Source organism: Serratia sp. H1w (assembly GCF_000633355.1).
Classification (GTDB): domain Bacteria; phylum Pseudomonadota; class Gammaproteobacteria; order Enterobacterales; family Enterobacteriaceae; genus Chania.
Genome location: NZ_AYMQ01000050.1, coordinates 35,545 through 48,502 on the forward strand (window position 1 = coordinate 35,545; position 12,958 = coordinate 48,502).

Below are 12,958 nucleotides of genomic sequence, written 5' to 3' on the forward strand. Positions count from 1 at the left end.
AGGATGAGCTGCTGTTATGTACGAATTTAACCAGGTGTTACTGCTGCTACAGCAGATGTGCGTGTATCTCGTCATTGCCTATCTGCTGAGCAAAACGCCGCTGTTTATCCCGCTGATGCAGGTGACTATCCGCCTGCCGCACAAGCTGTTGTGCTACGTCATTTTCTCGGTGTTCTGCATCATGGGCACCTACTTTGGCCTGCATATTCAAGATTCCATTGCCAATACCCGCGCTATCGGTGCCGTGTTGGGTGGGCTGCTGGGTGGCCCTTCCGTCGGTTTCCTGGTTGGCCTGACGGGGGGCCTGCATCGATATACCCTGGGTGGCATGACTGATGTGGCCTGCGCGATCTCAACGGTAGCTGAGGGGCTGGTTGGAGGCATCGTGCATAGCATTGCCATGCGGCGTGGGCGTATCGATCTGCTGTTCAATCCGCTGTTTGTCGCCGGCATTGCGTTGGTGGCAGAAGTGCTGCAAATGGCGATTATCCTGATCGTCGCACGCCCGTTCCCTGAAGCGGTATTGCTGGTAGAGCATATCGTCCTGCCAATGCTGATAGCCAATACCATTGGGGCCGCGATGTTTATGCAGATCCTGTTGGATCGGCGGGCAATGTTTGAGAAATACACCAGCGCCTTCTCCTCCAAGGCGTTGAAGATCGCCGAACGCACCGAAGGTATCCTGCGCCAGGGGTTTGACCAGGAAAACAGCATGAAGGTGGCGCGGGTGATCTATCAGGAACTGGGCATTGGTGCCGTGGCGATCACCGACCGCGACAAACTGCTGGCCTTTATCGGCATCGGAGATGACCACCATCTGCCGGGCACGCCGATTTCCTCAGTCCACTCCCATCGCGCCATTGATAACAACGAGGTGGTATACGCCGATGGTAATGAGCTTTCTTACTGTTGCTCCATTAATGGCAACTGCAAGCTGGGTTCCACGTTGGTGATCTCCCTGCGCGGTGAGAATCAGCGCGTGATCGGCACCATCAAGCTGTACGAACCCAAGACCAAGCTGTTTAGCACCATCAACCGCACGCTGGGAGAAGGGATCGCCAGTCTGCTGTCGGCGCAAATCATGGCCGGGCAATATGAGCGCCATAAACAGCTGCTGGCACAGTCGGAAATCAAACTACTACATGCTCAGGTGAATCCGCATTTCCTGTTTAATGCCCTGAATACGTTGGTGGCGGTGATCCGCCGCGATGGCGACCGGGCCTGCGAACTGGTGCAGTATCTGTCGACCTTTTTCCGTAAAAACCTCAAGCGCTCCGACGATGAAGTGAGCCTGGCCGATGAGATCGAGCACGTGAACGCCTATCTGCAAATCGAAAAGGCCCGCTTTGCCGATCGGTTGGAGATTACGGTTTCACTGCCGGAAGAGTTGCTGGCGGTGCGTTTACCCGCTTTCTCATTACAACCTATTGTGGAAAATGCGATCAAGCACGGCACTTCCCATCTGTTGGGCATTGGCCGTGTCGATATTGGGGCGCGGCTGGAGGGCGATCATTTGCTGTTGCAGGTGACGGATAACGCCGGGCTGTTCCGCCAGCAAACCGGTGGTAGCGGGTTGGGGATGAACCTGGTCGATCGACGTATCCGCGTGCGCTACGGTGATGATTATGGCGTGCAGGTGACCTGTGAGCCTGAAACCTATACCTGTATCACCCTGAATGTTCCCTTGGCGAGGGCCGCCTGATGTTGAACGTACTGATTGTCGATGACGAACCCTTTGCCCGCGATAACCTGCGCCACCTGTTGGAAGAGGAGGAGGGCATCACCATTATCGGTGAATGTGCCAATGCCATTGAGGCCATCAGCCAAATCCACCGCCTGCAACCGGACGTGGTGTTTCTGGATATCCAGATGCCGCGCATCAGCGGGTTGGAGATGGTCGGTATGCTTGACCCGAACCGGATGCCCTACATCGTGTTTCTGACGGCTTATGACGAATACGCGGTGCAGGCCTTCGAGCAGCATGCGTTCGATTATCTGCTGAAACCGGCCGAGCCAAACCGGCTGAATAAAACCCTGCAACGCCTGCATCAGCGTCGTGCCCCGCAGAATATTGCGGCCTTGGAAGAAAGTGCGGGCTACCTGAAATACATCCCCTGTACCGGCCATAGCCGGATTTATCTGCTGCGCTTTGATGAGGTAATCGCCATTCGCTCACGCTCGACCGGGGTGTATGTCGTGCGCAATGATGGCATGGAGTGCTTTACCGAGCTGACGCTGCGTACGCTGGAAAGCCGTACCCCGCTGGTGCGCTGCCACCGGCAATATCTGGTCAATCTGGAACAGGTCAAAGAGATCCGCTTTGAAGAAAGTGGTACGGCGGAAATGATTATGTCGGTGGGCGAACCGGTGCCGGTCAGCCGCCGTTATCTGAAATCGTTGAAAGAAGAGCTGGGGCTACGCGGTTAACGTTATGCGTCACGGTCAATATGAGGGCACCTGAATGGTGCCCTTTTTGTTTATCCTTGACGGGCTTTCATGGCGCTTATAGCCTTGTTGATATCAACGGGCGCATTCGCGCCGTACAGGGTCATAGGAACTCAGATGAGCGAAGCACGGATTATTGCCAAAGCGATGAAAGACGGGAAACCGGTGCAGGATCTGGTTATTTTGCCTGCCTTGGCTAACCGCCACGGTTTGATCACCGGGGCAACCGGTACGGGTAAAACGGTTACCCTGCAAAAGATGGCGGAGCAGTTCTCGCGCATCGGCGTTCCGGTATTCCTGGCAGACGTTAAAGGCGACCTGTCGGGCATTGCAGCCGAAGGGGTTCCTTCCGAGAAATTGCAGGCCCGGCTAGCTGCCATTGGCGTTACCGACTGGCAACCTCAGGCCTGTTCCATGATCCCCTGGGATATTTTTGGCGAAAAAGGTCATCCCATTCGCGCCACCATTTCCGATCTCGGGCCGCTGCTGCTTGGCCGCCTGCTGGACTTGAATGAAGTCCAGAGCGGCGTGCTGCAATTGGTGTTCAAAATCGCCGATGACAACGCGTTGCTGCTGTTGGATATGAAAGACCTGCGGGCGATGGTGCAGTACGTAGGGGACAACGCCAAACAGTTTCAAACCCAGTACGGCAACATCTCCTCAGCTTCTGTCGGGGCGATCCAGCGTGGTTTACTGACGCTGGAACAGCAGGGTGCCAACCAATTCTTTGGCGAGCCGATGTTGGATATCAACGACTTGATGAAAACCGACGCTAACGGGCATGGCATCATCAACCTGCTGGCGGCGGATAAGCTGATCAATCAGCCGAAGCTGTATGCGGTATTTTTGCTGTGGTTGCTGGCGGAGTTGTTTGAACACCTGCCGGAGGTCGGCGACCCGGAACAGCCCAAGCTGGTGTTTTTCTTCGACGAGGCGCATCTGTTGTTTAACGACGCTCCACCGGCTTTGCTGACCAAAATTGAACAGGTAGTACGCCTGATCCGTTCCAAAGGGGTGGGCATCTACTTTGTTACTCAGAACCCATTGGACATTCCTGACAGTGTTCTGGGCCAACTGGGCAACCGTGTCCAGCACGCGCTGCGGGCCTTTACGCCACGCGATCAGAAAGCGGTGAAGGCAGCGGCTCAGACTATGCGCGCCAATCCCGAGTTTGATGCGGAAACGGCAATCACCGAATTAGGTGTGGGCGAAGCGCTGGTTTCCTTCCTCGATGAGAAAGGACGGCCGAACGTGGTAGAGCGTGCGATGGTGATCGCACCGGAATCGAAAATGGGCATGTTGGGTGCCGAAGGGCTGAATAGCGCTATCAATAAATCGCCGCTCTATGGCCGCTATGAAGATATGGTGGACCGTGAGTCTGCCTATGAAAAGTTGGCCGCAGGGGGTTTTGCTACCGTGGGGACGCCACAGCCTGGGCAACCGGCTCAGAAACCGGCCGCAGGGCAAGAGAGCGGCGGCGGCGGTTTGATGGGGGGATTGAACGAGATCCTGTTCGGCTCCACCGGCCCGCGCGGTGGCAAGCACGACGGCATTGTACAGACCGCAGCCAAGAGCATGGCTCGCGACCTGGGCCGCCAGATCCTGCGTGGCGTTTTAGGCTCGATCATGGGTGGCCGCAAGAAGTAGGTCTGAAATCCATCATGTGGGGCGCTGCATACAGCGCCCGTTTACATTGGCAATGAGTTTGCGCGGGCCTACCTCTGTCAGCTTTTTTAAATCATCTTCTAATGACATTTTCAATATAAGCGCTTATATAGACACGATATTCATCGTTCATATTATCGGGTAGCGCGCTCAAGCTAAAAAAACAGAGTGCCTTGCTTTCATCATCATTAATGACAACCTCGCCACTCCCCTCCTTCAAGTCTGCATGGTAGACCGCGGTGATAACATTAATTTGGTCTTCGTTAGCCAGCGTGAACGTATACTCAGCCCCAGAGAAAACATCAACGAACGTCATGTCTGAAAACAGCACCCCACACTCTTCCTGTGTTTCTCGAATGGCGCATTGCAAAAGCGACTCCCCAGGTTCAAGCAAGCCACCAGGTAGCCCATAAGTACCATCGCGGCGCAGTTGGAGAAGAATGCTTCCATCATCCCGAGTTATGACGACATTAGCACCGGCAAGCAACAGCAAATCATGGCCTATCTTTTTTCTGATGGTTTCAACGTAACTCTGATGGTCCTTCTCTAGGGCCCCCTTGGCACTGCTGACATAGGCCTGATCGAAGCTGCGTATTGCCTCCTGCGAGATTGCATCGTCGTTGCATAATCCAGAAGCTGCATCATGGATGGCTTCACATGCAAGAGACGTAAATTTACTTTTTTCGTTCATAGAAACCTCCAAACTTTTGGGGTTAATTTGTATCTCGATTATGCACGCTATGAAATAGCGTTGAGCTCGTTTCTGAATTATCCTCGTGGAACCGTCGTGCTAACCTGGCAACCGCCCCTCACCCCAGCCCTCTCCCACTGTAAAGACTGGAGTTCTCATGGACATCTGTTTGGGGGAGAGGGAGCGAGTCCAGAGCCGAAGTCGGGGACTGGGCATAACATGTAGCACGGTATATTCCCTCTCCTAGGGGAGAGGGTTAGGGTGAGGGGGATTGCTGTGCGTTTTGCTATGTATTTTATCGCTGAACTCAAGATCCTGGCTCTTGTGTGATAGCTCGTACATATCGCTATTTTAATAAGATCAATATATTAGGTTTGTCATGCTGCTGCTGATCGATAACTACGACTCCTTTACCTATAACCTCTATCAGTACTTCTGCGAACTGGGTGCGGAAGTGTTGGTGAAGCGCAACGATGAACTGCAACTGGCCGATATCGAGCGGCTGGCACCGCAGCATCTGGTGATCTCCCCTGGCCCCTGTACGCCGAACGAGGCGGGTATCTCATTGGCCGCTATTCGCCATTTTGCTGGCAAGCTGCCGATCCTTGGGGTCTGCCTGGGACATCAGGCGTTGGGTCAGGCGTTTGGTGCCGACGTGGTTCGCGCCCGCGAGGTGATGCACGGCAAAACCTCCGCCATTCGCCATAATAATCTTGGCGTGTTCAATGGATTGAATAATCCGCTGACCGTCACCCGCTATCATTCCCTGATCCTGGATGCAGCGACTTTGCCGGATTGCTTTGAGGTCACCGCCTGGAGCGAACGTGACGGCAAGCGCGATGAGATCATGGGTATCCGCCACCGGACGCTGGCGCTGGAAGGCGTGCAGTTCCACCCGGAAAGCATTCTCAGCGAACAAGGGCATCAGCTGCTGGATAATTTCCTGCAAAGTTAGCCGTTAGCGGCTATTTAGGCTTGCTCTTGATTGGTTTTTTATGCATATTTTGTGATTATATTTTCACTCGATAGCTAGCCGTCTGGAGCCACTAATGACCGAAAAAACCGCAGTTACCCGCAGCACCTTTGATCAGGTGATCCTGCCTGTCTATGCACCCGCCCAGTTTGTGCCGGTGAAGGGCAAGGGCAGCCGCGTATGGGATCAGCAAGGGAAAGAGTACATCGACTTCTCGGGTGGTATCGCGGTGACGGCGTTGGGGCACTGCCATCCGGCGCTGGTCGAGGCGCTAAAGCAGCAGGGTGAAACCTTATGGCATACCAGCAATGTGTTCACCAATGAGCCCGCGCTCCGTTTGGCCAGCAAACTGATCGACGCCACCTTCGCTGACCGGGTGTTTTTTGCCAACTCGGGTGCGGAAGCCAACGAAGCGGCTTTCAAGCTGGCTCGTCATTACGCTATCACTCGTCATAGCCCGTATAAAACCAAGATCATCGCGTTTAATAACGCCTTCCATGGCCGCACCTTGTTCACCGTTTCCGTGGGTGGGCAGCCAAAATACTCCGACGGCTTTGGGCCGAAACCGGCTGACATCGTACATGTTCCCTTCAACGATCTGGCCGCGGTGAAAGCAGTTATGGACGATCACACCTGTGCGGTGGTGATGGAACCTATTCAGGGAGAAGGGGGCATTACCGCCGCCGATCCTACTTTCCTCAAAGGCGTACGTGAACTCTGTGATCAACATCAGGCGCTGCTGGTGTTTGATGAAGTGCAAAGCGGCATGGGCCGCAGCGGCAAGCTGTTTGCCTATATGCATTACGGCATTACGCCAGACATCCTCACCACAGCCAAAGCGTTGGGCGGCGGTTTCCCGGTGAGTGCCATGCTGACTACCGAAGAGATCGCTTCAGTGATGCAGGTCGGCACTCACGGCACCACTTACGGTGGCAACCCACTGGCCTGTGCGGTGGCAGAGGCGGCGTTGGACGTGATCAATACGCCGGAGGTGCTAAGCGGTATTGAGCAGCGACGCGGTCTGTTTGTTCAGGCTTTGCAGGTAATCGGTCAGAAATACGATGTTTTCAGCGATATTCGCGGCATGGGGCTGCTGATTGGTGCGGAACTCAAGGCCGATTATCACGGCAAAGCGCGTGATTTCCTCACTGCCGCCGCCGCGCGTGGTTTGATGATCCTCAACGCCGGGCCGAACGTGATCCGCTTTGCCCCTTCACTGGTGGTGGAGTTGAAAGATATCGAAGAGGGGATGGCGTTGTTCGAGCTGGCCGTACAGGACGTGATTAACGGCTAATCAGGCTGGCGGGGCTGCGGCCCTGCCAACCGTCAGCTATCCCGCAGTTTGCGTTTGAGCCAGATACCGTGATGCGGGCGCTGGCGCCAGGCCAGTGACGAGATGGTATGCATCACCGTCAGATGGGAAAGGATACGCCGCAGGTGGCGCTCCATCTCGGTGACTGGCATATCCGGATGCAGGTCCGGCGGCTGCATGATGCTGTTACTGGTACTTGGGCCATCATATTCCAACCGCTGTTGGCAGCTCTGCAAGGCGATTTCACAGGTTTGCAGATACTCCTGAGCCAGCTTCGGCGTCAGCATATAGTGCTCACGCGCCAGAATGGTCATCGCGTTCAGGTGTTCAACTACAAACTGGTTGTGGGTGATCCATAGCCGCATATCCGCCAGATAATTCGATTCAAACCCCGGTTCCTGCATTGCCTGATTGAGCGAGGTAAACAGGGCGTTATGCGCCTGATTGACCTGCATACGGGCATAGGCCAGTTCGCTGGGGTCTGGTTCCTGCTCTTCCAGCAGTAAACGCAGTGCCGTCTGATCGTTCTCCAGCGCCTGATGAGCGTTTTTACGCAGCAGGCCACTCTGCCATTGCGGCCATAGCCAGATCGTGCCGCCAAACACCAGTACGCAGCCAATCAGGGTATCGATCAGGCGCGGGACCAGGAAATGGGTGCCATTCAGCGCCAGAAGCTGCAAAGTGTAGACGGCCGTCACGGTAAAGCCCATCACTGCCAGCCCGTAGTTTTTGCGTAGGATCAGATAAGCCGCCAGGGTAATTACCAGCATGATGCTCAACGTCACGTTCTCTGGCATCTGGAGTTGCAACAGCCCGGCAGCAATCACCAACCCCGCCAACGTGCCAAGGGCACGGTGCTGGATCCGCACCCGCGTAGCGTTATAGCCGTTCTGGCTGACCAGCATGATGGTCAACAAGATCCAATAGGGTTTTGGCAGGTTGAACAACATCCCGAGGCTGCTGCCTGCCGCCAAAATGACGCCCAATCTGGCGGCGTTGCGAAGGGCGTTGGACTTGAACGACAGATAGCTGACTACCGCTGGCCAGAACGGCAGCCGAGACTGGTTGGCCATCAAATTACGGCGGTACAGCGGGTGCTGGGTACGCAGCAGGCGTGCGATGCGGCTGAAGTGGTAATAACAGAACTGACCAACCGGGTTATCGGCATGCTGGGAGGCGACTTTTTCCAGCGCTGCCAGCTCATTCTTCATGCTGAAACGTGCAGAGTGCCGATGATAGAGAATATCGTCGGCCACCACCTGCAGGCGTGTGGCGATCACCTGAGCGTTGCGGCGGATAATCGCTTCGGCCTGGCTTTGCTCAACCAGCTTCTGCACTTCTTCCGGTAAATGCAGGCTGACGGTGATGTGCTCCTGTAGGTCGAGTGCTACCTGAAAGGTGCGTTGCAGGCGCTTTTGCTCCAGGTTATTGGCATGGGGCAGGAAATTCAGCTGTTGGTATAGCAGGCTGATCAGATCCATCACTTTCTGCTGGCGTTGCAACAGCGGCGGCAGGGCGGTTTCTGGATCGGTATGCTGAGTCAGTAGGGTGTATTTGGCTTCAAAATAGTCGGCCAACTGCATATACAACTGGCTCAGGGATTCGCGCATCGGCTGTTCTTTCCACAGCTTGAACCAGGCCCAGGTAAACAGCCCGTACCAGGCGGTGCCGACGATATACAGCAAAGGAGCATGCCAGATGGGCACGGTGCCAACCATGCTGAGGGAAAAGATGGCGGCCACCAGTGCGGCTGGCAGCAGGCGCGCATGTAGCGGGCTGATCTCACCGCTAACGCCAAGCAACAGCGCCATCCCCAGCATCAGCAGGGGTAACGGCAGATCCCACAGCAGGGCTTGTTGCAGCAGCAGGCTGCTGAGGGCAAATAGGGAACCGCCCACGACCAGGCGTTTGAAGAAGCGTTTGTGTGGCGTATCCAGCCCGGCGATATTGCAGCAGGCGGGGACCAACGAGAACAGCATACCGAGTTGCAGGTTGCCAATCAGCAGGCCAAACGCCACCGGCAGGCACAACACCAGCGTTTGCCGCAGTGCGTAGTTGACTTCCGGGTGGTAGATCAGGCGGCGCCACATGATGGTTGGCTGTTCAGCAGGTAAAGAAACGGCGCATGGCTGCGCCGTTTCTTAGGGGATTAACGCGTACCGTACACGACAATGGTTTTGCCGTGCGCGGAGATCAAATTCTGATCTTCGAGCATTTTCAAAATACGACCGACGGTTTCACGTGAGCAACCGACGATTTGGCCAATTTCCTGGCGGGTGATTTTGATCTGCATGCCGTCAGGGTGAGTCATGGCATCAGGCTGTTTTGCCAGGTTCAGCAAGGTCTGTGCAATGCGGCCGGTAACGTCAAGGAAGGCGAGGTTACCCACTTTCTCTGAGGTGACTTGCAGGCGGTTGGCCATCTGTGCGGACAGGCGCATCAGGATATCCGGGTTAACCTGGATCAACTGGCGGAATTTCTTGTAGGAAATTTCAGCCACTTCACAGGCCGTTTTGGCCCGAACCCAGGCGCTACGCTCCTGGCCTTCTTCAAATAATCCAAGCTCGCCGATGAAATCCCCCTGGTTAAGGTAGGACAGGATCATCTCTTTGCCTTCTTCATCTTTAATCAGCACCGCGACGGAGCCTTTAACGATGTAGTAAAGCGTTTCGGCCTTTTCACCTTGGTGAATCAGCGTACTCTTCGATGGATATTTGTGGATATGGCAATGAGACAGGAACCATTCGAGAGTCGGGTCTGTTTGCGGTTTGCCGAGAACCATTCGCTATTATCCTCTGTTGTTATCGCTGCCTTGTATCACAGGGGTCAGAGTTCCCTGTAAAACGTGCTTATAGCCTGGTGTTTTAATTGTGGCTATCAACAGGTTTTGAGGCGTGTTATAGAAATACGCTTGTGCTCTAGCATATTAACTTGCGGGGAGTGCTGCAAGCTACATTCTGTTAACATACCAATATAGGGGCCTTTCCTTGGACGTATCCCTGAAATCGGTGACCTGGAAAGAGTTATTGCGGCTCTGTTTGTAGCACAGAGTGAGGCGGGTGTCTTGTGTTGTCTCGCTTCAGCATGATTAGCGTCAGGTTCCGTTGCCAGAATGTATGCGAAAGCGTACCCTGTTTTTAAGAAATTAACCGGAGTATGTAAAATGCAGGCAAGAGTTAAGTGGGTAGAAGGGCTGACTTTCCTGGGTGAGTCTGCGTCCGGCCATCAGGTGTTGATGGATGGCAATGCGGGCGATAAAGCACCAAGCCCGATGGAAATGGTGTTGATGTCCGTCGGCGGCTGTAGCGCCATCGATGTGGTGTCGATCCTGCAAAAAGGGCGTAACGATGTGCGTGATTGCGAGGTGAAATTAACCTCGGAGCGCCGTGAAGAAGCACCACGTCTGTTTACCCACATCAACCTGCATTTTATCGTCACCGGCAAAGGGCTGACCGATAAGATCGTGGAACGCGCGGTGGATCTTTCTGCCGAGAAATACTGCTCCGTCTCCCTGATGCTGAGCAAGGCTGCCAGCGTCACCCACAGCTTTGAAATCCGCGAAGTCGCCTGATCCTACCAAGGGTAGCGCAGGCAGTGGGCACGCAACAGATCAAGAAATCGCCGCGCCGTCACGGTTAGCGGCGATTTTTGCGAATACAGCACGCAATATTGCGCCTGCGGCAGCGTGTCGATAGGCAATGACACCAGCTTATGCTGCAAGTGGAATGGCGCACTCATCGCCCGTGCCACGATAGTCAGATAATCCGCTTCCAGTACCATATTCAAGCCACAGGTCACCGAATCCGAGCGAATGGGCGAGCGGCTCAATTGCTGATAGAAGGTGCCCAACACCGCGCGCAACTGCTGGTAATAACCCATATCCGTTTCCGGTAATAACCATTTGGCTTCGCGCAGGTCGTCCAGCGACGTCGCCTGTGCCAATGGGTGTCCCTGGCGCGCAATAATGCAAAAAGAGGCGCTGAACAGCGGCTCACGCACCAAATCTTCCAGCGGTAGTTCCGGGCTGACGGTGCCTACGGCAAAATCCAGGCGGCCTTCGCGTAAGGCTGGCAGCAGGGTAGAAAGCTGTGCCTCGCGGATCAGCAGGTTGGCCTGTGGAAACGGCTGTTTAAAGGCTTCGACCAGTTCGGGTAATACCGTCAGTGCCAGTAGTGAAGAGCAGCCAATGGCGACGTTGCCTTGCGAATGCTGATTCAACTGCTGGATCTCGTCGGCAGCGCGCTGCAACTCTTCCAGGATCAACTGCATGCGCAGAGCGAAGGTGCGGCCGGTTTCAGTCAGCGTCATCCCCTGGCTGCTGCGAATGATCAACTGGGTTTCCAGGATCTGCTCCAGTTCGCGGATGGTACGGCTCACCGCCGGTTGAGACTGTTCCAGAGCACGTGCAGCCCCACGAATACTGCCGCTGCGGATCACCTGCTGGAAGACCTTTAGCTGTTGTAGCTTCGGTAAATAGCGCATCCCTACCCCTATCAGTAAAAAGTATCACCCCTTACAAAATTGTATCTTATGCCGCCCGGCAAAAGGCGATAATTTCAGCATGTTGTTATAAGTGACTGTTATTAAAACTATAAAGTGACCTGGATCACATTATTAAATTACGCCTGCCAGGTGGGTAGGCAACCTGGGTGATAACTTAAAGGAATATCAGCGATGAAAAATCGTTCACTAATGATTTTTTTGCTGTTTGTGGGCTATGTCGTGGTGTACATCGATAAAACCGTGATGGGTTTTGCGCTGCTGCCTATCGAACGCGAATTCAATCTCCAGCCGGAACAACTGGGCTACATTACCGGGATGTTTTTCCTGGCGTATTCTCTGTTCCAGATACCTGCGGGTTGGCTCAACGACCGCTTTGGGTTCAAGAAAGTCTTGTGCAGTTCGTTACTGCTGCTGGGGGGATTTGCCCTGTGCTTCGGCATTCTGGGGTTCGGCCTGGGCCTGCTGGTGACGTTCCGCTTCCTGTCCGGTATTGGCCACTCGGGCTATCCGTGTTCCTGTGCCAAAGCAGTAGTGGCGAACTTCCCGCTGGAGCAACGCACCTTCGCACAGTCAATTCTGCTGTCTTCCGCCGGGTTGGCGATGACCGTCGGACCGCTGGTCGCGGTTTATTGCCTGGATCACATCGGCTGGCGTGGTTCCTTCTCTGCGCTTGGTCTGTTGGCATTCGTGATTGCCGCCTGCATCTTGTGGCTGGTGCCCAATCCGCCACAGGCGGCGCCCGCTAAAGCCGGGGCAGCCGCGGCGAACTATAAGGCCCTGCTGAAGAACCCGATCGTGCTGCTGCTGTTTGTGGCGATTTTTTGCATCAATATCCCGTCGTACGGCCTGATGGCCTGGCTGCCGAAATTCCTGGTGCAGCAGCGGGGGATGCCGATTGACGTTTCCAGCATGGTGGTCGCCGCAGGCGGGCTGGGTATCTGGATCTCCTCACTCGGTACCGGCTGGCTGGTGGGGCGCTACCTGCAAGGGCGTGAGCCGTTGGTGATTTTCTTTAGCTCCCTGCTTAGCGCCCTGTGCATCTGGCTGGTGTTTACCAGCGAATCGGCGCTGACCGCCAGCCTGTTTCTGTTCCTCGGCTACATTTTCCTGATGGCCTCGTTCGTCACGGTGTTTACCCTGCCGATGAAGCGCCTGCCTACGGAAGTGATGGGCGCAGCGATGGGGTTGATTAACACTGGCGGCACCTTGGGTGGCTTTGTGGCCCCTATCGCCATGGGGTATCTGATCACTATCAGCCACGACTACATGACGACGTTTATCTTTTTGGCACTGGCTATGGTGGTTTCCGGGCTGGTGATCCTGCCATTGGCGGGCAAAGCACGCCAACCGGCACTGAATTAAGGAGTAG

Annotated in this window: 11 protein-coding genes; 7 read left to right on the forward strand and 4 right to left on the reverse strand. The window is 55.0% G+C overall.

The genetic code is table 11. The annotated features are described in order from the left end of the window. Window positions 1-16: 16 nt before the first annotated feature. The 3 genes from U869_RS0110860 (at window position 17) to U869_RS0110870 (ending at window position 4,092) form a co-directional block, all read left to right on the forward strand. Entirely contained in the window at window positions 17-1,702 is a 1,686-nt protein-coding gene (locus U869_RS0110860; RefSeq protein ID WP_025122368.1) for a sensor histidine kinase, read from the forward strand. Further along, the gene (gene btsR / locus U869_RS0110865) at window positions 1,702-2,427 is read left to right on the forward strand and encodes a two-component system response regulator BtsR (protein ID WP_025122367.1); all 726 of its coding nucleotides are present in this window, start codon (window positions 1,702-1,704) and stop codon (window positions 2,425-2,427) included. The genes U869_RS0110860 and btsR overlap by 1 nt, the downstream gene beginning before the upstream one ends. Window positions 2,428-2,562: 135 nt before the next feature. Then, window positions 2,563-4,092, forward strand: a complete 1,530-nt coding sequence (locus tag U869_RS0110870) for a helicase HerA-like domain-containing protein (RefSeq protein WP_025122366.1) — start codon at window positions 2,563-2,565, stop codon at window positions 4,090-4,092. Between the two features lie 91 nt (window positions 4,093-4,183). Here U869_RS0110870 and U869_RS0110875 read toward each other — a convergent pair whose 3' ends face one another. Continuing rightward, on the reverse strand, window positions 4,184-4,801 hold the full coding sequence (locus U869_RS0110875; protein ID WP_025122365.1) for an NUDIX hydrolase: 618 nt from the start codon (window positions 4,799-4,801) through the stop codon (window positions 4,184-4,186). A gap of 379 nt (window positions 4,802-5,180) precedes the next feature. On the opposite strand from U869_RS0110875, the gene U869_RS0110880 reads away from it, so the two are divergent. Together U869_RS0110880 and U869_RS0110885 are read left to right on the forward strand one after the other, a co-directional pair. Next, the gene (locus tag U869_RS0110880; protein ID WP_025122364.1) at window positions 5,181-5,756 is read left to right on the forward strand and encodes an aminodeoxychorismate synthase component II; all 576 of its coding nucleotides are present in this window, start codon (window positions 5,181-5,183) and stop codon (window positions 5,754-5,756) included. A 94-nt stretch (window positions 5,757-5,850) separates the two neighbouring features. After that, window positions 5,851-7,068 carry an aspartate aminotransferase family protein gene (locus U869_RS0110885; RefSeq protein WP_025122363.1) on the forward strand — a complete coding sequence of 406 codons (1,218 nt, stop codon included), beginning with the start codon at window positions 5,851-5,853 and terminating at the stop codon, window positions 7,066-7,068. Window positions 7,069-7,100: 32 nt separating this feature from the next. Here U869_RS0110885 and U869_RS0110890 read toward each other — a convergent pair whose 3' ends face one another. Next, a complete protein-coding gene (locus tag U869_RS0110890; RefSeq protein WP_025122362.1) occupies window positions 7,101-9,176 on the reverse strand; it encodes a YccS/YhfK family putative transporter in 2,076 nt (691 codons plus the stop codon). A gap of 59 nt (window positions 9,177-9,235) precedes the next feature. Beyond that, entirely contained in the window at window positions 9,236-9,868 is a 633-nt protein-coding gene (crp, locus tag U869_RS0110895) for a cAMP-activated global transcriptional regulator CRP (RefSeq protein WP_005969523.1), read from the reverse strand. Between the two features lie 381 nt (window positions 9,869-10,249). On the opposite strand from crp, the gene U869_RS0110900 reads away from it, so the two are divergent. Then, the gene (locus U869_RS0110900; protein ID WP_025122361.1) at window positions 10,250-10,657 is read left to right on the forward strand and encodes an OsmC family protein; all 408 of its coding nucleotides are present in this window, start codon (window positions 10,250-10,252) and stop codon (window positions 10,655-10,657) included. A gap of 2 nt (window positions 10,658-10,659) precedes the next feature. Here U869_RS0110900 and U869_RS0110905 read toward each other — a convergent pair whose 3' ends face one another. Next, window positions 10,660-11,568 carry a LysR substrate-binding domain-containing protein gene (locus U869_RS0110905; protein ID WP_025122360.1) on the reverse strand — a complete coding sequence of 303 codons (909 nt, stop codon included), beginning with the start codon at window positions 11,566-11,568 and terminating at the stop codon, window positions 10,660-10,662. Window positions 11,569-11,760: 192 nt separating this feature from the next. On the opposite strand from U869_RS0110905, the gene U869_RS0110910 reads away from it, so the two are divergent. Next, window positions 11,761-12,951 carry an MFS transporter gene (locus U869_RS0110910; protein ID WP_025122359.1) on the forward strand — a complete coding sequence of 397 codons (1,191 nt, stop codon included), beginning with the start codon at window positions 11,761-11,763 and terminating at the stop codon, window positions 12,949-12,951. Window positions 12,952-12,958: the final 7 nt, after the last annotated feature.